Genomic DNA, 23,638 nt, shown 5'->3' on the forward strand with positions numbered 1-23,638 from the left:
GACTCATTTCCGGCAGACGGTTCCCAAGGTCGCGGAGTGGATTATTTTTCGCAAAGGCGACGAGGCCCCGTGTAGGGCTGGAACGTGCAGTCGTACGGCCGGAACGAGCGGTAGGCGCGTGCGCAGGCGTGAACATTGCAGGACGCAGGCGCCCCGCCGTCATCTGCGGAACTGATCGTCTGATCGGACTCGCTGGGCGCCTTTTCGTCGCCTGTGGCCGATGCTGCGCTCATGAAGCTCCGCCAGATTCGCGCCGGTAGCTTGCCGCCTGTTACCTCGTTCATGGGTGTCTCGTCGTCATTTCCGACCCAGACGCCAACGACCAGCCGTTCGTTGAAACCGATGAACCATGCGTCGCGATGGTTCTGGCTGGTGCCCGTCTTGCCCGCTGCAAACATCCCGAGATTGGCCTCCTGGCCCGTCCCTCGTTCGACGACCAGCCGCAACAAATCGACGAGATCCGGCTGGTACTGGCGAAGATCGATAGTGGGGTGCTTGGGAGCGCCCAAGCGGAACGCGCGGGGCTCGCCATCCGCCCGGAAAGATACGATCCCCCAGGGCTCGACCGGGGCCGCGCCCGCCCGGACCGAAGCGTAGGCGCCGGTAAGATCAAGCAGGTTCACTTCCGATGAGCCGAGCGCCAAGCTCGGCGTTTCAGCGAGTTTGGCATCGATCCCCAATTCGCGAGCGGCGGCGATAACCTTGTCGATCCCAACTTCCATCGCCAGCGCCACCGTCGCGGCGTTCAGCGAGCGCGCGAACGCCTCCGCGATACTCACTTGCCCGCGATAGCCGCCGTCGTAGTTTTCCGGAGACCAGCCGTCGATCTCTATCGGCGCATCTTCGACCCAGTCGAAAGGAGTGAGGCCGGCCTTCAATGCGGCATAGTAGACGAAGAGCTTGAAGGCAGAGCCCGGCTGGCGCATCGCCGAGACTGCGCGGTTAAAGGTGCTCTTCGAGTAATCGCGCCCACCGACCATGGCGACCACAGCGCCCTCCGGCGTCATCGCCACCAAGGCAGCCTGCTGCACTCCCGCTTCTTTACCTGCCTGCTCGAGGGCTTTGGCAACCACCTTTTCGGCGATCGCCTGCAGCCGCGGCACAATCGTCGTTCTGACCTTGATCGTGCCGCGGTAAGGGCCTGCAAGCTCGCGCGCCTCCTGCATCACCCAGTCGGCAAACCAACTGCCTGACCGTATTGCCGGCTTTGCCGGACGAAGTTCGGCGGTCGCGGTCTTGGCCTGCTCTGCGGTTACCTTGCCGCTCTTGATCATGGCATCGAGCACGAGTTCCGCCTGCCGCCGCGCGCCATCCGGGTTGCTTATGGGATTGAGCTGCGAGGGCGCACGGATGATGCCCGCAAGCATCGCGGATTCACTTACATTGAGATCCCGCACGTCCTTGTCGAAGTAAATGCGGGCAGCTGCCGGGACGCCCGTTGCGCCGGCACCAAGATAGATATTGTTCAGGTATCGCGTGAGGATTTCGTCCTTGCCAAGTTTGCGCTCCAGCCAGAAGGCAATGACTGCTTCCTGGATCTTCCGCTTCCAGGTGCGATCCCGCTCCAGATAGAGGATCTTGACCAGCTGCTGCGTAATCGTGCTGCCGCCCTGCACGACTTCGCCTGCACCGACATTCGTATAAAGCGCACGAAGAATGCCCCTTAGATCGATACCGAAGTGCGCATAGAAACGCCGATCCTCTCTTGTAAGCACGGCATCGATGAGATGCGACGGGAAATCTGCTCGGGTCGCATAGGGGCCCTGAAGCGGCCCTTGGGTCACCAGCGGCTTGCCGGCAGCCGTTTCAAGCACCACCACCGGCTTCAATGAACCATCGGCAATCTCGTCCCACGGCACGTCCCTCAATGCCCACGAAAAAACGGCGATCAGCGCGGCAAGCAATACTGCGCCCGCAATTGCCGCGCCCCGCGCGAAGATGGCGCGCTTCCTGTGTGCGCTCGCTGGGGGAGCGGTCATGTCTCTTGAACGCCGGCGCCGAAGGCCCATCCAAAGGGTTCCATCCAAGCCGGCAGCGTTCTGCCTTGCGTCGGATACCTCCGGCTCTCGCGGTCGCTGCCGGAGGTTTTTGCCATCAAGCTTTTCAGCGAGTTGGGAGGTCGCGCCGACCGCATCGTGACGCACTGCCTGTCCAAGCCTCAGCAACGCCCGGCCGATTTCTGCAAGCGCTCTGCCCGTACGCCCAAATGCAGCGCCATCGGAGCGTCCTGCCGCTTCAATGCCGGACCGGGATGACTCTGGCCCTTGATTTTCCGCGCCTCCACCCGGAGCAGCGTTGTTGTCCGCCATGCGTGAACTCTTTTCCAAACGACTGCGCCAACGCCGCCATGAGCCGCGCGACGCGACCCTTCCGATGTTCTCGCTTCGGTTCGGATCGCCTTGCGCGCAGAACGCATTGGCCGGGCAAGAGGTTGCCAACGACAGGTACAAGGAATGGCAGATGCTGCGCCGCTGACGGAATGCAAGCATACTCTATTCGAGCTCTATGGCAGAAATTGCGAAGAGTCTTTCGACTGATGCCATCAGATCAATGGCGGCCTTTCTCGAGATTGCCCCTGCGCCACCTGCAGGCCGGATGGCAAGGAACAAACGGGCCACCATTCCCGGCAAGCCGGCCGGCATCGAGAGGCGGCGTTCGAAAGAGGTGTGGCGCATCGTCTCGCAGGGCTGCGGTTGGTGGGGTCGAGCCACCGTTCGAGGAACGGTGCCCATGTGCCAGGTCCGGACTGCCCCGGTCTGCTCGGCCGATCTCAATAATCTTGTGAAATATCCGATACTAGGGCACAATTTGTGAATGCACCCGAAGTGCGGAGCTATCGCAGACCGGCCGCCTCGCGCCGAGTGACTAGTTCGCGTGGGAGGGGTCGGCGTCGATGCATCAGGGGTTCTTTCTTCTGTTCGCTGCGGTGTCCGTGATCACAGCCCTGACTGTGGTCCTGGCGCGCAATCCCGTTCACAGCGCATTGGCACTGATGGCGTGCTTCCTCCAGGTCTCGGCAATCTTTGTCCTGCTCGGCGCGCCATTGCTCGCGGTCATCCAGATCTTCGTCTATGTCGGCGCGATCATGGTCCTGTTCCTGTTCGTGATCATGATGATCGACGTGCGGGAAGCGGTGTTGCAGCGGTTCCTGCCGGGTGGCAACCTGCCGGCTCTCGTGCTGCTCGTCCTGCTCGGCGTCGAGATGGTTGTACTGGTGCTCTGGAGCGACCGCTTTTCGATCGCGGAACCTGTCGCCATCCGCGGCGGCGATCAGGTCAGAGAACTCAGCACGGCCCTTTTCGCCGACTATCTCCTCCCGTTCGAAGCCGCCTCCGTCATCCTGCTGGCTGCCCTTGTCGGCGCGATCGTGCTGGCGCGGAAGGAGCCGGGGTGATGGTTCCGCTCTCGTGGTACATCTTGCTCGGAGTAGTGCTGTTCGTGATCGGGGCGGCCGGCGTGCTGCTCAGGCGCAATATTCTGGTCGTGCTGATGTCGCTGGAGTTGCTGCTCAACTCGGTCAACATCAACTTCATCGCTTTCGGGCGTTACTACGCTGATTTCCGCGGGCAGATCTTCGCGATCTTCGTCATCGCAACTACCGCTGCGGAGGTAGCCGTCGCCCTTGGCATCCTGGTCGCCCTCGTGAGGAACAAGGCTACTCTCAAGGTCGACGATGTGACCGTGATGAAAGGATAGCGGCTTGGAACCGGTGATCTCGATCCGGCCGCTGCTTGCCGTCGCCATTGCCGGCCTGGCGGCCCTTTCAGTTCTCCTGTTGAACAAGCGCGAAAAAGCCCGCGATCTCGTCTCGCCGCTGGCGGCGATCGCCATGTTTGCAACCGTCGCCTCGATGGCGCCGACGGTGCTTTCCGGCGGAACCGTCGAACTGCGTCTCTTCGAGATCCTGCCCGGCATCGATTTCGCTTTCCGGGTCGATGCGCTCGGCATGGTGTTTGCCACCGTCTCGTCGCTCCTGTGGATCGTGGCGGCGGTCTATTCCATCGGCTACATGCGGCATTTGCATGAGCACGCGCAGACCCGGTTCTTCGCCTGCTTCGCCATGAGCCTCGCGGCGGCTGTCGGGGGCGCCTTCGCCGCCAATCTGTTCACGTTGGTGATCTTTTACGAGGTGCTGAGCCTCGTCACCTATCCGCTCGTCTACCACCACGAGGACGAGGAGAGCTGGAAGGGCAGCCGCAAGTATCTCGTCTATCTGATGGGTGCTTCGAAAAGCGTGCTCCTTGCCGCGCTGGCGCTGACCTACCACATCGCGGGGTCGCTGGACTTCGTGCCCGGGGGACTGCTCGCGGGCGCCAACGCCCCGGCGGCTCTGCTGACGGTCGTCTATTTCTGCTATCTCTTCGGCTTCGCCAAGGCCGCGGTGATGCCGATGCATGCCTGGCTACCTGCCGCAATGGTCGCCCCGACGCCGGTCAGCGCGCTCCTGCATGCGGTGGCGGTGGTCAAGATGGGCGTCTTCTGCGTGCTCAGGGTGGTGTTCCATGTCTTCGGCGTGGGCCTGATGGGCGGGCTGGGACTCGGCATCGCCACCGCCTATCTGGTGTCGTTCACGATCGTGATGGCGTCCATCTACGCGCTGACGCGGGACGACCTCAAGGCGCGGCTCGCCTATTCGACAGTCAGCCAGCTCTCCTACGTGGTGCTGGGCGCGGTGCTGTTGTCGCCGGTCGCGATGGTCGGCGGGATCATTCACATCGCGGCGCACGCCTTTTCCAAGATCACGCTCTTCTTCTGCGCCGGCTCGATCTACTGCGCGTCCGGCAAGCGCAACATCAGCGACATGGCCGGTATCGGCCGCAGGCTGCCCTGGACGATGGGGGCGTTCTTCGTCGCCTCGCTGAGCATGATCGGAGTGCCGCCGACCGCGGGCTTCGTCAGCAAGTGGTATCTGACGCTCGGCTCGGTCCAGGCAGGAGAAGTCGCGTTCCTGATCGTGCTGCTGGCGAGCTCGGTGCTGAATGCCGCCTATTTCCTGCCGGTCAGCTATGTCGCCTTTTTTGGGGCGGAGGCGCAGGAGAGCTCGGCAAAAGTTCGCGAGATTCCGTTGGTGACGATCCCGCTGGTTGCGACCGCGATCCTGTCGGTGCTGATGGGCGTCTTCCCCGGCTATTTCCTCGTATTGGCGGAGGGAGTGATCAAATGATCGAGCGCATCGTCGATTTCTTTGGCGACGAGAGACATGCGACACGCCGCCGCCGGCTGTTCTATCTGCTGCTCGCTCTGATCGTCGTCGCCGACTTTCTGGTCCCCCGCGAACATGCAGAATATTTGTGGGAGCGCTTGCCTGGCTGGTCGGCCGTCTATGGCTTCGGCTCCTGCGTGATCCTGATTTTCGTTTCCAAGTTCCTCGGCCACCAGGGCGGGCTCATGCGGCGCGAGGACTATTATGACTGACTTTGTCCATCCCGCCCTCCTGTTCATTCTTGGCGCTGTAGCGATCCCGTTCCTGGAGGGGTTGGTTCGCAAGGTCTATCTGGTGCTGATCCCGCTCCTGGCGATCTTCGCCGTGCTCGCCATTGAGCCGGGCAGCTACGGCGCGACGACCTTCATCGGACAGGAAATCCTGATTGCGAGGGTCGACAAGCTCAGCATCGTCTTTGCCACGGTTTTCACCATCATGGCCCTGATCGGCATGGTCTACGCGCTGCATCTTACGCGCGCGGGCCAACATGTGGCGGCGTTCGTCTATGTCGGCAGCGCGCTCGGCGTGGTGTTCGCCGGCGATTACCTGACGCTCTACCTCTTCTGGGAGGGCATGGCGTTCGCCTCGGCCTATCTGGTTTTCGCTCAAGGTAGCGAGAAGGCGACACGCGCCGCATTCCGCTATCTCATGGTCCACGTCACCGGCGGCGTCGCCCTGCTCGGCGGCATCCTTGTCCATGCGGCCGCCACCGGATCGCTGCTCTTCGGCCCGATCGAGAGCAATATGGGCCCAGGCGCTTATGTGATCCTCGCCGGGTTCCTGCTGAATGCCGCTGTGCCGCCGCTCAACGCCTGGCTCACCGACGCCTATCCGGAGGCAACCGTCACCGGCGCGGTGTTCATGAGCGCCTTTACCACCAAGACCGCCGTCTATGTGCTGGCACGAGCCTTTCCCGGCACGGAGCTCCTGGTCTGGCTCGGCACGGTGATGGCGCTTTACGGTGTCGTCTACGCAGTCCTTGAAAATGACTGCCGGCGGCTGCTCGCCTATCATATAGTCAGCCAGGTGGGCTACATGGTGGCGGGCGTCGGCATCGGGACCGAGCTGGCGGTGAACGGAGCCACCAGCCATGCCTTCGCCCATATCCTTTACAAGGGGCTTTTGTTCATGGGGGCCGGCGCGGTGATTCACGTCACCGGCCGGCGCAAGCTCACCGAGCTCGGCGGGCTCTACAGGACCATGCCGTTGACCGTGGCGCTCTACATGGTCGGCGCCTTCGCGATCTCGGCGTTTCCGTTTTTCTCGGGCTTCGTCACCAAGTCGATGGTGGTGGCGGCCGCGGGCCAGGATCACCGTGCGCTGGTGATGCTGGCGCTGACGATGGCATCGTCGGGAACGTTCCTGCACACGGGGCTCAAGCTGCCCTATTACATGTTTTTCGGCACGGACCGGAAGCTGGAGGCGCGGGAGCCTCCCCGCAACATGCTGGTTGCGATGGGCATGGCGGCGGCGCTCTGCATTGCGATCGGGGTATTCCCCGGGCCGCTTTATGCGCTCCTGCCCTATCCGGTCGACTTCGAGCCTTATACAGGCGCCCATGTGACAGAAAGCCTCGGCATCCTGATGTTCACCGCATTGGGCTTCGTCATTTTCTTGAGCGCGCTCGATCCCGAGAACACGATCAGCCTCGATACGGACTGGTTCTATCGCAAGGCGGCGCGAGGCTTCATGTGGCTCGCGGAAAAGCCGCTGGCGCGCTACGAGAAGGCTGTGAGTGACGCGTCAGAGACTGCGGTGCTGCCCTTCCTGCACGGTTCGGCGCGCGCCGGGCTGCGGCTTGACCTTAACGGCGTAGATGGCGTCGTAAACGGCGTCGCCCGTTCGATCCTTGGCGGCGGCGGGGTGCTGAGGCGGCTGCAGACCGGCGTCGTGACCCACTACGCGCTGGCGATGATCGCCGGCGTGATTGCGGCTATCGTCGTTTTCGCCGTGGTATGGCGATAGGGGGAATGATGGGGTTCCCGCTGCTCAGTCTCATCCTATTCACGCCGGCCGCCGGGGCGGCGGTTCTGATGTTTCTCCGCAGCGACGACGCGGTGCGGTGGACAGCGCTCGTTGTTACCGTCCTCGACCTCGTGCTCGCGATCGCTCTGCTGGCCGGCTTCGACACGACGACCCATGAGATGCAGTTCACCGAGACGGTCCCGTGGGTGCCCGCGCTCGGGATCACCTACGCACTCGGCGTCGACGGGATCAGCGCGCTCTTCGTGTTCCTGACTGCGCTCCTTGGCTCGGTCTCTGTGCTCGCCTCCTGGGTCGCGATCGAGCGCAAGGTGAAGGCGTTCATGGTCAGCCTGCTTTCCATGCAGGCGCTGATGCTCGGGGTGTTTTCAGCGCTCGATCTGTTCCTGTTCTATGTATGCTGGGAGGCGATGCTGATCCCCATGTACCTGATCATCGGCGTCTGGGGCGGCGACGGCCGGGTCTATGCGGCGTTCAAGTTCTTTCTTTACACGCTGGCGGGCAGCCTCTTGTTCCTTATTGGCGTCATCGCGCTCTATTTCCATGGCGGCGAGACCTTCGACATCCTCGCCTTGACGGCGCAGGACTTGCCGTTCCGCGTCCAGTCCTGGCTGTTCTTCGCCTTCCTGATCGCCTTCGCCGTCAAGGTGCCGATGGTCCCGGTGCACACGTGGCTCCCGGATGCCCATGTGCAGGCGCCGACGGCGGGCAGCATCATCCTTGCCGGCGTGCTCCTGAAGATGGGCGCCTACGGATTCCTGCGCTTCTCGCTGCCGATGCTGCCGGAGGCGTCGGTGTATTTTTCGCCGCTGATGCTGGCGCTATCCGCGCTCGCAATCGTCTATGGCGGGCTGCTTGCGCTCGCGCAGGATGACCTGAAGAAGCTGGTCGCCTATTCCAGTATCAGTCACATGGGTTTTGTGACGATGGGAATCTTTGCGCTGAACATCCGCGGGCTCGAGGGAGGCATCCTGCAGATGTTCAATCACGGCGTGACGACGGGCGCTTTGTTCCTCTTTGTCGGCCTGATCTACGAGCGCACCCATACGCGAAGCATCGCCGACTATGGCGGGCTGATGAAGGTGGCGCCGGTCTATACCGTGTTTCTCGCGCTGTTCACCCTGTCGTCGATGGCGCTGCCGGGAACGAATTCGTTCGTGGGTGAATTGCTGGTGCTGTCGGGCGGGTTTGCGGCGAACCTCGCCGTCGGCGCGGCCGCCGTTTTGGGCGCAACCCTGGGCGCGGCCTATCTGCTCGGCATGTACAGGAGAGTGGCGCTCGGTCCGGCCAGCGTCGGCGCCCGGTTCAAGATCCGCGACGTGAACGCCCGCGAGATGGTGGCGATCCTACCGCTCGCCGTCTTCGTGCTCTGGGTCGGGCTTTATCCAAAACCCTTTCTCGAGATCATCGACGCCTCCGTGAAGCATCTGCTGGCAGAGGTGCATGATGAGGGGAGCGGCCGATGACCGACGCCGAGCTCTTCCACTCGATCATAGCAAGCCTGCCCGAGATCGTGGTGGTCACCGGCGCCTGCATCCTGCTGATCCTCGGTCAGCTTGTGCGCAAGCGGCAGGAACATTTCCTTGTCGCCGCCTCCGTCGCGGTCGTGCTGATCGCGGCCTTTGCGACGCTGCTGCTGGCGAGCGAGGTGCGGCCGGCCTATTCCGGCATGTTTATCGCCGACCGCTTCGCGGTCTTCTTCAAGCTCGTGTTCTACCTGGCCACCATCCTGACTTTCCTCCTGTCGCGAAAATATGCCGATATCGAAGGGATCGGGAGCAGCGAATACTATGTCCTGCTGCTCTTCGCGCTTTTCGGAATGATGATCATGGCCTCGGCGACGGATCTTCTGTCGATCTATGTCGGCCTCGAACTGATGGTGCTCTGCACCTATGTGCTGACGGGCTTCCTCAGGCGCGACCGGCGCTCGAACGAAGCGGCGCTGAAATACGTGATCCTTGGCGCGGTCTCGACCGGGATTTTCCTTTACGGCGTCTCGTTGATCTACGGGCTTACCGGCACGACGCAGCTCAATGCCATGGCTGAGGCGGTGACCGGCGATCCGCTCGATCCCGGATTGCTGCTGGCGGTGGTCTTCATTGTCGCCGGGCTGGTCTTCAAGGTCGGCGCGGTGCCGTTCCACATGTGGGTGCCGGACGTCTATGAAGGCGCGCCGACGACGATCACCGCCTTCATGTCGGTTGGGCCGAAGGCGGCGGGGTTCGCAGTGATCCTCAGGGTCTTCCTCAACCCTCTGGTCGCCGCCTCGGACGTCTGGATCCTCGTCGCGGTCATCGCGGTGGTAACGATGGCGCTCGGCAGTTTCGTGGCGCTGGTGCAGGACAATTTCAAGCGTCTGCTCGCCTATTCCAGCATCGCTCATGCCGGCTTCGCGATCTTTGGCGTGGTGGCCGGCGGCCAGGACGGGATCGCCAGCGTGATGCTCTACCTGCTGATCTACGCTTTCATGAACCTCGGCATTTTCGGCGCCGTCATCATGATGCGGAACGGCGATTTCTCGGGCGAGGTTATCAACGACTACGCGGGGTTCGCCAAGTCGCATCCGGGACTCGCGCTCCTGATGCTGCTCTATCTCTTCTCGCTCGCCGGCATTCCGCCGACGGCCGGATTCTTCGCCAAGTTCTACGTGCTGGTCGCACTCGTCGAGCGAGGATTCGTCCTGCTGGCGGTGATCGCCGTGCTCCTGAGCGCCGTCGCAGCCTACTTTTACATCCGCATCGTCATGGTGATCTACATGCGCGAGCCGGAGAGGGCGTTCGACCCGGCGCTGACGCCCATGGTGCGCGCCACGCTCGCCTTCACCGCCCTCGGCACCATCGGCATCGGACTATTCCCGGCGTGGTTCCTTGGGCTTGCGCAACAGTCGGCGGCTGGGGGTTAAGTGGGATGCCGATTAGAGTGGAAGCGAGCATTGATACCCCCCTCTGCCCGGCCGGGCAGAGGGGGGGCCTCCACTCGGCAACGTGGTCACGACCCGAAACGATCCACCGATTCCGCCTAATCGATTGGATTTGCAATGATCCGCCCGACGGAATAAAGTCTCAGGAGGATTGCCCAGGTTGCTTCTCGGGGCGATGATAGTACCGGCCCCCATATCGCGACTGAGCAAAGCCCTCGTTGGTTGAGCGGGGCGTACTGATATGACGGCAATGGAATTCCTGCCGGTTCTTTTCATGGTCGCCGGAGTTGTTCTGGTGGCGGGGGTGACGCTTTTTGTTTCCTCGCTGCTGCGCCCCTCCAATCCTTATCCGGCAAAGAACATGCCCTATGAGTGCGGCATGGACCCTGCGGGCGAGGCTGCGGGAGGCCGCTTCCGGGTGCAGTTCTATATCCTTGCGATCTTGCTGGTCGTCTTCGATGTCGAGGCGATGTTCCTCTTTCCTTGGGCCGTGGTCCTCAAAGAGATCGGGCTGATCGGCTTTATCGAGATGTTCGTTTTCATCGTGCTGCTGCTCGTAGGCTTCGCCTACGCCTGGCTGAAGGGAGCGCTTGAATGGGAGGAGTAGGAAACGCGATCCGCGACAGCGTCCTGTTCACCACCGCCGACAGCATCATCGGCTGGAGCCGAAGGTCGGCACTGTGGCCGGAGACCTTCGGCATTGCCTGCTGCGCCATCGAAATGATCTCGGCCGGTTGCGCCCGCTATGACCTCGACCGGTTCGGCGTGGTGTTTCGGCCTTCGCCCCGCCAGTCCGACGTGATGATCATCGCCGGCACCGTGACGCGGAAATTTGCACCGGTCGTCAGGCGGCTCTACGATCAGATGCCGGAGCCGCGCTGGGTGATCGCCATGGGCACCTGCGCCATTTCGGGCGGGGTTTACAACACCTACGCCGTGGTTCAGGGGTCGGAAACCTTCGTGCCGGTCGACGTGCATGTGCCCGGCTGCCCGCCGCGGCCCGAGGCGCTGATGCACGGCTTCCTCCTGTTGCAAGAGAAGATCAAGAAGTCCCGTGCGTTGACGGGAACGCCTCTGGGTAGGGTTGTAGCGTCATGAGTGTGGAACCGTCTCTCAACCGCGCTCCGATCATGGAGCGCTTCGGGGGAGCAATCGAGGATCTCGGCACCGCGCACGGCATCGATGCCTTTGCTGTTCTTCCTGAGAAGATCGTCGAGTTCTGCCGGTTTCTGAAAGAAGATCCGGCGCTCAAATTCAATTTCCTCTCGGACATCTGCGGGGTCGATCACTATCCCGAAACGCCGCGCTACGAGGCCGTCTATCACCTCTATTCGCTGCCGAACAAATGGCGGATCCGCATCAAGTGCCGGCTTGGCGATCCCCCCGAGGTTCCCTCGGTCACGGGCGTTTGGCGCACCGCCAACTGGCACGAGCGCGAGGCCTGGGACATGTACGGGATCCGGTTTACCGGGCATCCCGACCTGCGCCGGATCTACATGTGGGAAGGGTTCGAGGGCTTCCCGCAGCGCAAGGATTTTCCGCTCCGGGGTTACAAGGACGAGCTGAACCCGTTTGGCGCCGAAGGCCCGCCGCCGACGCAGCCCGATCTTGCCACCAGGGAGATTCCCTGATGCATGTCGCCCAAAAAATGTGCAGCGGTTTTGTCGGCGGTTTTCCGCCCGCATCGTACTCACTGGTTCAAAGGAGGCCGCTCCGCACCGGAGACTTGAGATGACCGAAGTCACTGAGCTCACGAGGCCGCAAGGCGAAGCGCTCGATACCAAGGAGGTGCTTCTCAATCTCGGCCCGCAGCATCCGAGCACCCACGGGGTGCTGCGCCTCGTCCTCGAACTGGATGGCGAGTATGTCGAGCGCGTGGATCCGCATATCGGCTATCTTCACCGCGGCACCGAAAAACTGGCGGAGAGTTTTACCTACACCCAGATTTTCCCGCTGACGGACCGGCTCGACTATCTCTGTCCGCCTTCGAACAACCTTGCCTTCGCGCTGGCGGTGGAAAAACTTCTGGGGATCGAAGCGCCGATCCGCGCGCAATATATCCGTGTCTTGATGGCCGAACTGGCGCGGATCTCCGGCCATCTCCTGATTACCGGGGCGCTGCCGATGGACCTCGGTGCCATGACCGCGCTGCTTTACGTCATGCGCGAACGCGAAATGATCATGGACCTCCTGGAAATGATTACCGGTGCGCGCATGCACACCTCCTTCTGCAGGGTGGGCGGGGTGCGCGAAGACCTGCCCGAGGGGTTCCTTCCGAAGATCAGGGAGTTCTGCAATATCTTCCCGAGCCGGATCCGCGACTATGAGCGACTGCTCGAAGATAACCGTGTGTTCCTCAATCGCACCGAAGGCGTCGGGGTGATCTCTGCCGAAGATGCCATCGACCTGGGCGTGAGCGGCCCGAACCTGCGTGCTTCCGGTGTCGACTGGGACATCCGGCGCGACGAACCTTATGAAATCTACGACCGGCTCGATTTCAAGGTCATCACCCGCGACGAGGGCGATTGCTACGCGCGCTGGCGGTGCCGGGTCGACGAGATGCGTGAAAGCATCCGCATTATCGAGCAATGTCTCGCCCAGATGCCAGAAGGGCCGTTCCAGATCGACATGCCGACGATCGCCTTCCCGGTGGACAAGGAACGGGTGCACTGTTCGATGGAGGCGTTGATCCAGCATTTCGACCTGTCGGCCTATGGCTTCAACGTGCCGGCCGGCGAGGTTTATTCGGCGATCGAGGCGCCAAAGGGCGAGCTCGGCTTCTACATCATCAGCGACGGGTCGCCAAAACCGTTCCGCATGAAGGTGCGGGCGCCCTCGTTCGTCAATCTTCAGGCGCTCTTCGGGGTCACCAACGCTCGCTACCTGGCGGACATGATCGCGGTGCTCGGCAGCCTTGACCCGGTGATGGCGGAGGTGGACAAGTAGGGGAGATTTGGGCGCGATGAGCATGCGCGAAAAAATCGAACAGGCGGCGGCAGCCTATCCGGACCAGCGCTCGGCGATCATGCCCGCGCTTGTGATCGCACAGAAGGAGCATGGCCATCTGCCCGGTCCCGTGCTTGAGGAGGTCGCCGACATCCTCGGCGTCGAGCGGATCTGGGTCTACGAGCTCGCGACCTTCTATACGCTCTTCCACACCGAGCCGGTGGGCATGTTCCATCTGCAACTCTGTGACAATGTTTCCTGCATGCTGTGCGGATCGGAGAACCTCCTGAGGCATATGGAGGGGGCGCTCGGCATCAGAAGGGGCGACACCACGGCGGACGGGCTCTTCACCCTTTCGACCGTCGAATGCCTCGGCGCCTGCGAGATGGCCCCCGTGATGCAGATCGGCGACGATTACCACGGCGATCTCGATGTCGCGCGGCTGGACGCCCTTTTGGACAGTCTTCGGGCTGCGGCGGGGCGGGTCGCGGACGATGAGCGTGCTTCTCAGCCATTGCCGGGAGAGTAGCGCCATGTTCGAGCCGGTTCTTCTCAAGAATATCGAGGCCGCGAACGGCCATCTGCTTTCGACCTATGAGGCCGGCGGCGGCTATCAGGCGCTTAGGAAGGCGCTCAGCGAAAACACGCCTGACGAGCTTGTCGAGCTCGTCAAACAATCCAACCTGCGCGGTCGCGGCGGCGCCGGATTCCCGACGGGGATGAAGTGGAGCTTCGTGCCGAAAGGGACCGACAAGCCAAAATACCTCTGTTGCAATGCGGACGAGGGGGAGCCCGGCACCTTCAAGGACCGAATCATCATGGAGCGCGACCCCCACCAGCTCATCGAAGGGTTGGCGGTGAGCGGCTACGCCATTGGGGCCGAGACGGCCTATGTCTACGTTCGCGGGGAATATGTGACGGCGATCCGTCGCCTGGAGCAGGCGATCGCCGAGGCTCACGAAAGAGGCTACCTCGGAAAGCGCATTCTGGGCACGGAATTCAACTTCACTGTCCACATTCACTGCGGCGCCGGCGCCTATATCTGCGGCGAGGAGACCGCGATGCTCGAGTCGCTCGAGGGCAAGCGGGCGCAGCCGCGATTGAAGCCGCCGTTTCCGGCCGTGGCCGGGCTCTACGCCAGCCCCACGGTGATTAACAATGTCGAGACGCTCGCCTGCGTGCCGCATATCGTGACGCGGGGCGCTGCCTGGTTCCGCGGCATCGGCCCGGACAAGAGCCCCGGCCCGAAGCTCTACTGTGTGAGCGGGCAGGTGAAGAAACCCGGCCTCTATGAGTTGCCGATGGGCATACCACTCAGGGAACTGGTCGAGGAGCACGCCGGCGGCCCGCTGCCGGGACGCAAGATCAAGGCGGTCATACCGGGCGGCGTTTCGGCGCCGGTCATTCCGGAGCCCGGGCTGGAGGTGGGGATGGATTTCGATTCGCTCGCCGCCGTCGGTTCGATGCTCGGTTCGGCCGGCGTGATCGTGGTCGACGATTCCACCTGCATGGTCAAGGTCGCGACCCGGATCGTCGAATTCTTCCACCATGAGTCCTGCGGCAAGTGCACGCCATGCCGGGAGGGGTTGAACTGGACCGTGAAGGTCCTGCGTCGGATCGAAGCCGGGGAGGGCGCGCCCGGTGACCTGGAGCAGCTCGATATGCTCTGCAAGGGCATTTTCGGCAACACGTTCTGTGCCCTGGGTGACGGCGCCGCGATGGGATTGCGTGCCGCGTTGAAGCATTTTCGCGACGAGTTCGTCGCCCATATCGAGGAACGGAGGTGCCCGTTCCACTAATGCATGTCACCCAAAAAGCGTGCTGCGGTTTTGCGACAACGACATGCATGAAACCAAGACGGACAGGGCTGCGAGGAAATATGGCTAGCATTACGATCGACGGACAAACGATGGAAGTTGAGGCTGGCTCCACGGTGCTGCAGGCCGCCGAGCGTTTGGGCATCGAAATCCCGACATTCTGCTACTGGAAGCGGCTGCCGGCACTTGCCTCCTGTCGCATGTGCCTGGTCGAAATCGAGGGGCTCAGGCGGCTGCAACCTTCCTGCGCGACCGTGGTCACCGACGGCATGGTGGTCAGGACGAACACGCCCATGATCGAGGAGACGCGCTCGTCCATGCTCGACATGCTCCTCGCCAACCACCCGCTCGACTGCCCGATCTGCGACAAGGGCGGAGAGTGCGAGCTGCAGGACATGGTGATGGCATACGGACCGCGCAAAAGCGAGTTCCGCGACCCCAAGCGTGTCTTCCACTCGAAGGACATCCGTCTGAGCCCGGTCATCATCATGAACGTCAACCGCTGCATCCAGTGCCAACGCTGCGTCAGGATGTGCGAAGAGGTCGTCGGTGCAGTCGCTTTGGGAACGGTCGAAAAGGGGATGGATACCGCCGTCACCGGTTTCGAGGGCAGTCTTGCAAGCTGCGACCAGTGCGGCAACTGCGTCGAGGTCTGCCCCGTCGGCGCGCTGATGAGCTTCCCCTACCGCTACAAGGCGCGGCCCTGGGATCTTGCCGAGACCGATACCATCTGCCCGCATTGCGGCACCGGCTGTCAACTGACCGTCGGCGCGCGCAAGGGCGAGTTCATGCGGGTCCGCTCGGACTGGGAGCACGGGGTGAACCGCGAAACGCTCTGCGTGCGCGGGCGCTTTGGCCTCGACTTCATCGAGAGCCGGGACCGGATCAAGCGGCCGATGATCCGTCGTGACGGCGCGCTCACTCCGGTTTCCTGGGCTGAGGCCGGGGACTACCTGCGCCGCCGCCTCTCGGCTGTCGAGGGCAAGGCCGCGGGCGGGCTTGCCTCTGCGCGCCTGCCCAACGAGGTGCTCTATCAATTCCAGAAGCTGATGCGGACGGTGTTCCGCACCAACAATATCGACTGCTCCTCGCGCTGGTCTACGCCTTTCGATGCGCTCGGCCCGCTGGTGGCGGGTTTCTATAGCCGTGCGCCGTTGCAAGAGGTGATCGGTCGCGACTGCGTGCTCGTGATCGGCGGCAACGTGACGGAGGAAAACCCGGTCACCGAATACCTGCTGAGGGATGCCGTGCGGCGGCGGCAGACTGGATTGCTCATGCTTTCGGCGCGGCCATCGCGTCTCGATGCCGATGCCCGTGCGGTGGTTCGCGTGCGACCGGGCGGGGAGGCGGCGGGCCTTGCGGACGTAGCGGCTGCGCTCGCGGCGGCGGACGGTCAGGCCTTGGCGGGTGACGTCCCTGCGGATATCGGCGCGAAAATCGGCGGACAAGCCGAGGCCGCCAATCGTGAGGAATCGGATCGACTGGCCTCCACGCTCAGGGAGAGCCGCAGTGTCACCGTGCTTGTCAGCATGGAGCTCCTGAGGTCACCCGAAGCGCGCGCGACGCTGCAACAGGTCAACAGCCTGCTGAAGGTTCTTGACCTGCTCGGCAAGGGCCCGGCGATGCAGTTTCTCTTCGACCGCGCCAACCAGATGGGCGCCTGGGACATGGGGGTTCTGCCTACGGCGTTGCCGGGGCTCGGCGTCGTCAGCGACGACGCGGCGCGAACAACTCTCGAACGGGCCTGGGGCGCCGAGATTCCGTTCGAACCGGGCTCCGGTCTCGACGCGATGCTGGATCTCTGCGCCGACGGGCGGATGGGCGCGCTTTATATCGTTGGAACCGACCCTCTGATCGCCTATCCCGACCGGGATTTCGTGACGCATGCGCTCGGCGGCGCCGATCTCCTGATTGTGCAGGACACCTTCCTCACGGAAACGGCAGGCCTGGCGGAGGTCGTCCTGCCGGCGGCGGGCTTCGGCGAGGAGGCTGGCACGTTCACCAACAACGAGGGCCGGGTCCAGAAGGTTCGCAAATTCCGCGAGCCGGCCTTCGAGGCGCGCGACAATCTGGCGATCTTCGACTTCGTCGCCGCGCTTCGCAAGGAACCGCTGCAGCCGTCGACGCAAGGCGGGATCCTCGACGAGATTGCCCGGCTCGTTCCAGCCTATCAGGGACTGACGCAGGACGGTCTCGGCGCCGACGGTGCCTTCACCAAATCGGCCGCGCTAGCTGCGGCTGGCAGGTTCTTCGCGGCGCCGCCGGCCGCGAAGGCTACCGACCGGCTCGTGCTGGTGACCGGCAACTCGCTGTTCCATAACGGATATCTTTCCGAACGCTCGGAGATCCTGAACACCGTTGCAGATGACCCCTATGTCGAAATGAGCGCCGAGGACGCCGCCGAGCTTGGCCTTTCGGATGGCGCTCAGCTGGTGGTGCGATCCGCGCACGGCGAACTGACGGCGAAACTCAATGTCAACCGGCGCTTCCCGAGCGGCCTCGTGTTTGTTCCGGAAAACTACAGGGCGCTGCGCCTCAACAGCCTGATGCGGAGAAACGAATATCCATGTCCGGTGGAAGTATGCGAGGCCGCACCAGTTTTCGATAGCGCCGCTTCCACCGCTTTTGAGCAAGATCGAATTTGATTGAATCGCTCCCAGGACACCGTCCTGCGTAGCGTTTGTGATCCACCGAGCGCAGTACCCCCCTCTGCCCTGCCGGGCATCTCCCCCACAAGGGGGGAGATCAAGGGGGCACCGCTGCGAACTCGCCTCTGCCAACAATGAGGCTAACTTTGTCGCGGTGAGGAAAGGCCGGGAGTCTGCGTCTTGCCGATCTCCCCCCTTGTGGGGGAGATGCCCGGCAGGGCGGCGGGGTACCTCGTGCAGGCTGATTGGTTCAGTGATAGTGGCTTCCGCAGATGTAATCGTGCAGGTCCTGCTCCGTGCGCAAAGCTTCGTCGAGCCTGTGCTTGACCACGTCGCCGATGCTGACCACGCCGACAACGCTGTCGCCTTCAAGGACCAGCACATGGCGGGTACGCCGTTGGGTCATCATCGCCATCACATAGGGCAGCAAATCCTGTGTCGAGCAGGTTGCCACGCTGCGGTTCATGATATCAGCAACCCGCATCATCGCTGCGTCGGCGCCGTATTCCGCCAAGGCATTGCAGCAATCGCGTTCCGAAAGCGTACCCAGGTATTCCCCGGGCGCGCGACTGACGACCACGAAACCGATATTGCTTTCGCGAAACAGCCGCAGCACTTCCACCATGGTGTGAGCGGGTGTGACCGCAATAACCCCGACGCCCTTGTTCTTCACGATATCGCCGACAAACATGTGAGCCTCCTGCCCTGCAGCGCCGTGCGTTTTTCAAAGGCACAAGGGTCGCTGTAGCACTTTGAATTGCCGCACGATTTTACCCTCAAATCGCCTGCAATTTAAGCGGTCATGCGCCAAGCCCGGGATCGACAACTAACGCGCGTTCACGTTCGGCGGATATTCCTCCACCAGTTGTAGCCCTGCGGCTCGCTTGCCTCGACCAGAACGTCCTTCTTCGTGTTCAGCCGCGCGGCAACCACGCCGCCGCCGGTCGCCGCCTTGCCGGGCTTCGCGAGCAGGTCGTCGCGCCCGATCACCAGGTCGCGCGAGGAGAAACTCGAGAATTCATATTGTTGGCCAAGAGCGATCGCATCCGCCGGGCAGGCGTCCTCGCACAGCCCGCAGAACAGGCACCGGGCCGTGTCGATCTCGAATTTGGCCGGGCGCCGGTTGCCCTTCTCGTCCTCGTAGGGAACGACTTCGATGCAGTCGCAGGGACAGATCCGCGCACAGAGTTCGCAGGCTACGCACTTGATCTCGCCCTCATCGTCCCGCTTGAGGAAGTGGTGCCCGCGATAGCGCGAATAGGGCAGCCATTTTTCCTTGTCCGGATACTGCATGGTCACGGTTCTGGAGAACATATAGCCGAAGGTCACCGCCAGGGCGCTCGACAGATCAGAGAAGAACGCCCAGCCGATCCATGTTCCGGTTCTGTCTCGTGCGTGCGACATCGCCGCCTCGCTGCTGCATCGTCTCCTCGGATGCGGGAAGCCGCTCCCGGCCCCTAGGAGAAAACAATACCTGTAATAATTATGTTCGCCATCGACAGCGGAAGCAAGACTTTCCACCCGATGGCCATCAGCTGGTCATAGCGATAGCGCGGGAAGGTGAAGCGAAACCACATGAACAAATAGACGAAGAACGCCACCTTGAGCACGAACCAGAGGAGCGGCGGCAAGGGGATCAGCACCCCATTCCAGCCACCGAAGAATAGGATCACCGAAAGGACCGAGACGAGCAGCATGATGACGTATTCGCTGACCATGAAGAAGGCGAAGCGGATGCCGCTGTATTCGGTGTGGAATCCGGCCCCCAGATCGCCTTCCGCTTCCGCCAGATCGAAGGGGATGCGCTGGGCTTCGGCAAGCCCGGCGACGAAGAACACGAAAAATCCGACCGGTTGGTAAACGATATTCCAGACATCGGCCTGAGCCCGGACGATGTCCAAAAGGCTCATCGATTGCGCCAGCATCACCACGCCGATGACCGCGAACCCCATCGGGATCTCGTAGCTGATCATCTGCGCGCAGGTCCTGAGGCTGCCCAGCACGGCATATTTGCTGTTTGCGGCCCAGCCGCCGAAGATGACGCCATAAACCTCGAGTCCGATCACCGCGAAGACGAAAAGCAGCGCCACGTTCATGTTGGAAACGTAGAGGGAGATCTCGTTGCCGAGCACCGAGACGCTCTCGCCGAAGGGGATCGCGACGAACACCACGAAGGGCGGGGCGAGCGCCAGGATCGGCGCCAGCTTGAACAGGAAGCGATCGGCTTCGGCGGGGATGTGGTCCTCCTTGGTGAAGAGCTTGATGCCGTCCGCCACCGGTTGCAGCATCCCGTGCCACCCGACGCGCATCGGCCCCATCCGCTGCTGCATGTGCCCGGCGATCTTGCGTTCCAGCCAGGTCAGCGGCAAGGGCAAGAGCAGGAGCATCGCGATCAGCAACGCGACCTTGAAGACGATCAGGCCAAGGGCGACGATAAGTTCCATGTCCGTGGCTGCTTTTCCAACGGGTTGAAACACGTGGCCGGACTTTTGCGCCGGCTAAGCACTGGCAATCTGGGCGCTGTCTATCTGCACGGTACAACGGCGGCGCACGAACCACAATGGCATCACCGTTTTGCCGCCGTGGCCTGCGGCCTGTCTGTCCCGCGTCACTACAGCGCCGCGCGTCTTATCAGACGGCAAAGGACGCTGTAGCACTTTGAATTGCAGCATGTTTTTTCTTAAATCGGCTAGGATTTAAGGAAACGTGCAGGAGCACCCGAAGCCGACGATCCCATGGGGGCTTTTCCCGACAATTTGATCGGGTGCAAGGTCGCGAGACCGTCGCCGATCTAAGGTATAATGAGCCCGTCATCAGCCATCGGCGACGAACGCCGATGGCTTCGAACGGTTCTGACAGCCCCTGACGGGAAGGAGGAGTCCATGATACCGACTGCATTACTGCGTTCGGCTGCTGTTGCCGGTCTCATCGCCCTTGGCGTGAGTGCTGGCGCCAGCGCGCAAACAACCGAGAGCGAAGAGCGTCGGCCCGACGCGTCACCCGAAGCGGAGGCGCAGCGCTCCAGCCCCGAAGGTATGAGGGAAGGCGACCAGCCTCGCGAGCGGGATATGATGGGCCAGGACATGATGGGTAGGGGTATGATGGGCCGCATGCCGATGATGCCCATGCGCGGGCACATGATGAAGATAATGTTCGCCATCGCCGATGCGGACGGGGACGGCAGCCTCTCGTTCGATGAGGTGACGGCCATCCACAGACGGATCTTCGACAAGGTGGATGCCAACAAGGACGGGAAGGTTTCTGTCGAAGAGGTCCAGGCGTTCATGCGGCCCTAGTTCGCTATGATTTTGGGTCGAACCGACCCAAAATCATGACGTGATCGATTTCAATAGGTTAGAGCGGGACGCGGGCGGAAGCGCTCGCATTTTTTCCCTTATCCCGCCTGGCCGAGGAACGTTCAGCCTTGGCGTCCCTTGTACGAGGGACGCGGGGCCGTTGTCCCTCCTACAGCGCCGTGTGTCCTTCAGGACGCACAAAGGACGCTGTAAGTCTTTGAATCTACGCAATCCCGGACGGAAAACCGTCACACACTTTTCCTGGAATTGCTCTCCGTGACCGTCGCCCTATCGCCACATGCCGCGCATGCGCTCGGCGACGTCGATCCGGATCTGCAGGGCGTTACGCTCGGCGCTCGTCGGGCTGGCCATGGGCCAGTTCGCCGTCTCGAAGAACTGCAGGAGCGTCGCGGGAATGAACCGCGTCCGGCTCGCATAGACATGGCGATCGCCCTGGGCGTGCTGGCCACCGGTGAAGAAGCGCTGCGGGACCACCAGCGTCAGGCTGTCCTTGGCACGCGTCATGCCGACGTAGAGCAGCCGCCGCTCCTCTTCGAGATCATGGGTCGTTCCGGTTGCGAGGTCGGACGGAATGCAGCCGTCGACCACATTGAGCATGAAGACGGCGCGCCATTCCTGCCCCTTTGCCGAATGAATGGTCGAGAGGATCAGATAGTCGTCGTCGAGCAGCGGCACGCCCGCCTGGTCGCTGGTCGCATCCGGTGGATCGAGCGTCAGTTCTGTCAGAAAGCGTTCGCGACTGGGATAGCCGGAAGCGATCTGCTCAAGCTGCAGAAGATCGGCCTTGCGTGTCTCGGCATCCTCGTGGATGCGATCGAGATGCGGCTCGTACCAGGCGCGCACCATGGCGAGTTCTGTGGGCCACCCGGATCTGCGGAGACCCTGCAGCAGTTCCGCGAGACGCACCCAGTCGTCCCCGCTTCTGGGCGGGGAAGGAACCTCGCCGAGGGCCATCAGCGGTTCGGGGTCGGCGGCGATCGCGTCGAGGATCTTGCCGGCGGTTTGCGGCCCGATTCCCGGCAGCATCTGAAGCAGCCTGAATCCGGCGACGCGGTCGCGCGGGTTCTGTGCAAAACGCAGTACCGCGAGCATGTCCTTGACATGGGCCGAGTCGAGGAATTTCAGGCCGCCGAACTTCACAAAGGGGATGTTGCGGCGGGTAAGTTCCACCTCGAGAGGACCGCTGTGGCTCGACGCGCGAAACAGGACGGCCTGCTGCTTCAAGCGCATTCCGGTCTCACGGTTGGCGAGGACCTGCTCGACGATGTAGTTCGCCTGATCGCTCTCATCCTTGACCGTCAGCAGCTTCGGACGCTCCGCCGACTGTCTGTCGGTCCAGAGGTTCTTGGTGAAGCGCTCGCGTGCAAGCTCGATGACGCCATTGGCGGCCGCGAGGATCGTTTGCGTCGAACGGTAGTTCCGATCGAGCGTGACGACGTCGGCGGGCGGGGAGAACTCCTTCGGGAAATCGAGGATGTTGCGAACGGTCGCCGCCCGAAAGGAATAAATGGACTGTGCGTCGTCGCCGACGACCGTCAGGCCGCGCCCGCCGGGCTTCAGCGCCATCAGGACGGAGGACTGCAGCTTGTTGGTGTCCTGGTATTCGTCGACAAGCACATGGTCGAACCGGCCGCCGATGTCGGCCGCGAGCGTCGGGTCGGTCACCATCTGCGCCCAGTAGAGAAGCAGGTCGTCGTAGTCGAGAACGTTCTGCGCCTGCTTGGCTTCGACATATCCGGAAAACAGCGCCTTCAACTGGGTCTCCCAGCCGGAAACCCAAGGATACCAGTTCCGCAGCACATCATTCAGCGGCGTCTGCGAATTCACCGTCCGCGAATAGATCGCCAGGCAGGTGCCCTTCGTCGGAAACCTGCTTTCGGTCTTCGACAAACCGAGCTCGTGCCGGGCGAGGTTCATCAGGTCGGCGCTGTCCTCCCGGTCGTGGACGGTGAAATCCACGTTCAGCCCGATCTGCTCGGCGTAGATCCTCAGCAGGCGCGCCCCGATGCCGTGAAACGTTCCCGCCCAAGCAAGCGCGTCGGTCATCACGCCGGAGCCGGCACCAAGCACCTCAGCACAGATGCGCTCGACGCGGCGCGACATTTCAGCCGCGGCCCTGCGCGAAAAGGTCATGAGAAGGATACGGCGGGGATCTGCTCCATTGACGATCAGGTGAGCGACCCGGTGGGCCAGCGTGTTGGTCTTCCCCGATCCCGCCCCGGCGATGATCAGCAATGGTCCGCCGACAATGCCGTGGTCCGGTCCGATACCATGCTCGACGGCGCAGCGCTGCCTGTCGTTCAGTTTTTCAAGGTAAGCTGCGCTCATCCGCCCTGCCATGTTCGTTCCGCAATGGCTCTGCACTTAGCCGAGTGCCTTCGGCACTGCAGCGCCGCGCGCCTTATCAGACGCGCAAAGGATGTTGCAGCATTTCGAGTTGCTGCATGTTTTTGCTCTTAAGTCGGCTCCGATTTAAGGAAACATGCAGCGGGTGCGGTCAAGCTGAAAAACGACAAGAATGGCAAAAGACCCCAGCAAATGAACATTTCTGAGGCGCCGAGAGGCGTTTTAAGACGCGCAGGCGTCGCGGTCGCAGCCGTGAATTGCTGCAAACATGCGGCAGGCCACAACCAGGCGGGCTCCCCCTCACCACATTGGTGGGCAACAAAGATGTGAACACACATTGCCGTTCCCCGACGTCAATCGCGCGGGAGCTTGCCGAGCAAAAGCTCATTTCCTGTAGCGTTTCCGCATCGCCGGCATTTCAACATGCCTGCAATCGCCAGCAAGGATGTGCCGACACC

Annotated in this window: 20 protein-coding genes; 15 read left to right on the forward strand and 5 right to left on the reverse strand. The window is 62.4% G+C overall.

Going from position 1 to position 23,638, the window contains the following annotated elements; genetic code table 11:
• Window positions 1-41 precede the first annotated feature (41 nt).
• Window positions 42-2,309 carry a PBP1A family penicillin-binding protein gene (locus tag FKV68_RS25100; protein ID WP_180943238.1) on the reverse strand — a complete coding sequence of 756 codons (2,268 nt, stop codon included), beginning with the start codon at window positions 2,307-2,309 and terminating at the stop codon, window positions 42-44.
• Window positions 2,310-2,893: 584 nt separating this feature from the next.
• Between FKV68_RS25100 and FKV68_RS25105 the strand changes: the two genes are divergently transcribed.
• From FKV68_RS25105 to nuoG, 14 genes are all read left to right on the forward strand, one after another.
• Complete coding sequence (locus FKV68_RS25105) at window positions 2,894-3,394, forward strand: NADH-quinone oxidoreductase subunit J (protein ID WP_180943239.1); 501 nt, start codon at window positions 2,894-2,896, stop codon at window positions 3,392-3,394.
• Window positions 3,394-3,696: an NADH-quinone oxidoreductase subunit NuoK gene (nuoK, locus tag FKV68_RS25110; protein ID WP_136504789.1), complete on the forward strand. Its 303-nt coding sequence runs from the start codon at window positions 3,394-3,396 to the stop codon at window positions 3,694-3,696. Before FKV68_RS25105 ends, nuoK begins: the two co-directional genes overlap by 1 nt.
• Before the next feature lie 4 nt (window positions 3,697-3,700).
• Entirely contained in the window at window positions 3,701-5,164 is a 1,464-nt protein-coding gene (locus FKV68_RS25115) for a monovalent cation/H+ antiporter subunit D family protein (protein WP_180943240.1), read from the forward strand.
• On the forward strand, window positions 5,161-5,415 hold the full coding sequence (locus tag FKV68_RS25120) for a hypothetical protein (RefSeq protein WP_180943241.1): 255 nt from the start codon (window positions 5,161-5,163) through the stop codon (window positions 5,413-5,415). Before FKV68_RS25115 ends, FKV68_RS25120 begins: the two co-directional genes overlap by 4 nt.
• Window positions 5,408-7,168 carry a Na(+)/H(+) antiporter subunit D gene (locus FKV68_RS25125; protein ID WP_180943242.1) on the forward strand — a complete coding sequence of 587 codons (1,761 nt, stop codon included), beginning with the start codon at window positions 5,408-5,410 and terminating at the stop codon, window positions 7,166-7,168. The genes FKV68_RS25120 and FKV68_RS25125 overlap by 8 nt, the downstream gene beginning before the upstream one ends.
• 8 nt (window positions 7,169-7,176) lie before the next feature.
• Window positions 7,177-8,652 (forward strand): NADH-quinone oxidoreductase subunit M, encoded by a 1,476-nt coding sequence (locus tag FKV68_RS25130; protein ID WP_180943243.1) that lies wholly within the window; start codon window positions 7,177-7,179, stop codon window positions 8,650-8,652.
• Window positions 8,649-10,088, forward strand: coding sequence for an NADH-quinone oxidoreductase subunit N (locus FKV68_RS25135; protein WP_180943244.1), 1,440 nt, complete (start codon window positions 8,649-8,651; stop codon window positions 10,086-10,088). The genes FKV68_RS25130 and FKV68_RS25135 overlap by 4 nt, the downstream gene beginning before the upstream one ends.
• A 259-nt stretch (window positions 10,089-10,347) precedes the next feature.
• On the forward strand, window positions 10,348-10,713 hold the full coding sequence (locus FKV68_RS25140; protein ID WP_180943245.1) for an NADH-quinone oxidoreductase subunit A: 366 nt from the start codon (window positions 10,348-10,350) through the stop codon (window positions 10,711-10,713).
• Complete coding sequence (locus tag FKV68_RS25145) at window positions 10,701-11,204, forward strand: NuoB/complex I 20 kDa subunit family protein (protein WP_180943246.1); 504 nt, start codon at window positions 10,701-10,703, stop codon at window positions 11,202-11,204. Before FKV68_RS25140 ends, FKV68_RS25145 begins: the two co-directional genes overlap by 13 nt.
• Window positions 11,201-11,737: an NADH-quinone oxidoreductase subunit C gene (locus tag FKV68_RS25150; RefSeq protein ID WP_180943247.1), complete on the forward strand. Its 537-nt coding sequence runs from the start codon at window positions 11,201-11,203 to the stop codon at window positions 11,735-11,737. Before FKV68_RS25145 ends, FKV68_RS25150 begins: the two co-directional genes overlap by 4 nt.
• A gap of 100 nt (window positions 11,738-11,837) precedes the next feature.
• Window positions 11,838-13,052, forward strand: coding sequence for an NADH dehydrogenase (quinone) subunit D (gene nuoD, locus FKV68_RS25155; RefSeq protein WP_180943248.1), 1,215 nt, complete (start codon window positions 11,838-11,840; stop codon window positions 13,050-13,052).
• Window positions 13,053-13,068: 16 nt separating this feature from the next.
• A complete protein-coding gene (gene nuoE / locus FKV68_RS25160; protein ID WP_180943249.1) occupies window positions 13,069-13,581 on the forward strand; it encodes an NADH-quinone oxidoreductase subunit NuoE in 513 nt (170 codons plus the stop codon).
• A 4-nt stretch (window positions 13,582-13,585) separates the two neighbouring features.
• Window positions 13,586-14,851 carry an NADH-quinone oxidoreductase subunit NuoF gene (gene nuoF, locus FKV68_RS25165; protein ID WP_180943250.1) on the forward strand — a complete coding sequence of 422 codons (1,266 nt, stop codon included), beginning with the start codon at window positions 13,586-13,588 and terminating at the stop codon, window positions 14,849-14,851.
• A gap of 80 nt (window positions 14,852-14,931) precedes the next feature.
• Window positions 14,932-17,514: an NADH-quinone oxidoreductase subunit NuoG gene (gene nuoG / locus FKV68_RS25170; protein WP_180943251.1), complete on the forward strand. Its 2,583-nt coding sequence runs from the start codon at window positions 14,932-14,934 to the stop codon at window positions 17,512-17,514.
• 253 nt (window positions 17,515-17,767) lie between these two features.
• On the opposite strand, the gene FKV68_RS25175 is transcribed toward nuoG, so the two are convergent.
• From FKV68_RS25175 to nuoH, 3 genes are all read right to left on the reverse strand, one after another.
• Window positions 17,768-18,208 carry a CBS domain-containing protein gene (locus FKV68_RS25175; RefSeq protein ID WP_180943252.1) on the reverse strand — a complete coding sequence of 147 codons (441 nt, stop codon included), beginning with the start codon at window positions 18,206-18,208 and terminating at the stop codon, window positions 17,768-17,770.
• A gap of 146 nt (window positions 18,209-18,354) precedes the next feature.
• The gene (locus FKV68_RS25180) at window positions 18,355-18,921 is read right to left on the reverse strand and encodes an NADH-quinone oxidoreductase subunit I (protein WP_180943253.1); all 567 of its coding nucleotides are present in this window, start codon (window positions 18,919-18,921) and stop codon (window positions 18,355-18,357) included.
• A gap of 53 nt (window positions 18,922-18,974) precedes the next feature.
• Complete coding sequence (gene nuoH, locus FKV68_RS25185; protein WP_180943254.1) at window positions 18,975-19,961, reverse strand: NADH-quinone oxidoreductase subunit NuoH; 987 nt, start codon at window positions 19,959-19,961, stop codon at window positions 18,975-18,977.
• A gap of 438 nt (window positions 19,962-20,399) precedes the next feature.
• On the opposite strand from nuoH, the gene FKV68_RS25190 reads away from it, so the two are divergent.
• Complete coding sequence (locus FKV68_RS25190; protein ID WP_180943255.1) at window positions 20,400-20,813, forward strand: EF-hand domain-containing protein; 414 nt, start codon at window positions 20,400-20,402, stop codon at window positions 20,811-20,813.
• Window positions 20,814-21,101: 288 nt separating this feature from the next.
• Here the strand turns inward: FKV68_RS25190 and FKV68_RS25195 are convergent, their stop codons facing one another.
• Window positions 21,102-23,162, reverse strand: coding sequence for an ATP-dependent helicase (locus tag FKV68_RS25195; protein WP_180943256.1), 2,061 nt, complete (start codon window positions 23,160-23,162; stop codon window positions 21,102-21,104).
• Window positions 23,163-23,638 lie beyond the last annotated feature (476 nt).

Source organism: Sinorhizobium mexicanum (assembly GCF_013488225.1).
Lineage (GTDB): Bacteria > Pseudomonadota > Alphaproteobacteria > Rhizobiales > Rhizobiaceae > Sinorhizobium > Sinorhizobium mexicanum.

Bases quoted from the DNA above. Each gene is read 5' to 3' on its own strand.
- FKV68_RS25100 (WP_180943238.1), bottom strand. From the start codon at position 2,309: ATGGCGGACAACAACGCTGCTCCGGGTGGAGGCGCGGAAAATCAAGGG.
- FKV68_RS25105 (WP_180943239.1), top strand. From the start codon at position 2,894: ATGCATCAGGGGTTCTTTCTTCTGTTCGCTGCGGTGTCCGTGATCACA.
- nuoK (WP_136504789.1), top strand. From the start codon at position 3,394: ATGGTTCCGCTCTCGTGGTACATCTTGCTCGGAGTAGTGCTGTTCGTG.
- FKV68_RS25120 (WP_180943241.1), top strand. From the start codon at position 5,161: ATGATCGAGCGCATCGTCGATTTCTTTGGCGACGAGAGACATGCGACA.
- FKV68_RS25125 (WP_180943242.1), top strand. From the start codon at position 5,408: ATGACTGACTTTGTCCATCCCGCCCTCCTGTTCATTCTTGGCGCTGTA.
- FKV68_RS25130 (WP_180943243.1), top strand. From the start codon at position 7,177: ATGGGGTTCCCGCTGCTCAGTCTCATCCTATTCACGCCGGCCGCCGGG.
- FKV68_RS25135 (WP_180943244.1), top strand. From the start codon at position 8,649: ATGACCGACGCCGAGCTCTTCCACTCGATCATAGCAAGCCTGCCCGAG.
- FKV68_RS25140 (WP_180943245.1), top strand. From the start codon at position 10,348: ATGACGGCAATGGAATTCCTGCCGGTTCTTTTCATGGTCGCCGGAGTT.
- FKV68_RS25145 (WP_180943246.1), top strand. From the start codon at position 10,701: ATGGGAGGAGTAGGAAACGCGATCCGCGACAGCGTCCTGTTCACCACC.
- FKV68_RS25150 (WP_180943247.1), top strand. From the start codon at position 11,201: ATGAGTGTGGAACCGTCTCTCAACCGCGCTCCGATCATGGAGCGCTTC.
- nuoD (WP_180943248.1), top strand. From the start codon at position 11,838: ATGACCGAAGTCACTGAGCTCACGAGGCCGCAAGGCGAAGCGCTCGAT.
- nuoE (WP_180943249.1), top strand. From the start codon at position 13,069: ATGAGCATGCGCGAAAAAATCGAACAGGCGGCGGCAGCCTATCCGGAC.
- nuoF (WP_180943250.1), top strand. From the start codon at position 13,586: ATGTTCGAGCCGGTTCTTCTCAAGAATATCGAGGCCGCGAACGGCCAT.
- nuoG (WP_180943251.1), top strand. From the start codon at position 14,932: ATGGCTAGCATTACGATCGACGGACAAACGATGGAAGTTGAGGCTGGC.
- FKV68_RS25175 (WP_180943252.1), bottom strand. From the start codon at position 18,208: ATGTTTGTCGGCGATATCGTGAAGAACAAGGGCGTCGGGGTTATTGCG.
- FKV68_RS25180 (WP_180943253.1), bottom strand. From the start codon at position 18,921: ATGTCGCACGCACGAGACAGAACCGGAACATGGATCGGCTGGGCGTTC.
- nuoH (WP_180943254.1), bottom strand. From the start codon at position 19,961: ATGGAACTTATCGTCGCCCTTGGCCTGATCGTCTTCAAGGTCGCGTTG.
- FKV68_RS25190 (WP_180943255.1), top strand. From the start codon at position 20,400: ATGATACCGACTGCATTACTGCGTTCGGCTGCTGTTGCCGGTCTCATC.
- FKV68_RS25195 (WP_180943256.1), bottom strand. From the start codon at position 23,162: ATGAGCGCAGCTTACCTTGAAAAACTGAACGACAGGCAGCGCTGCGCC.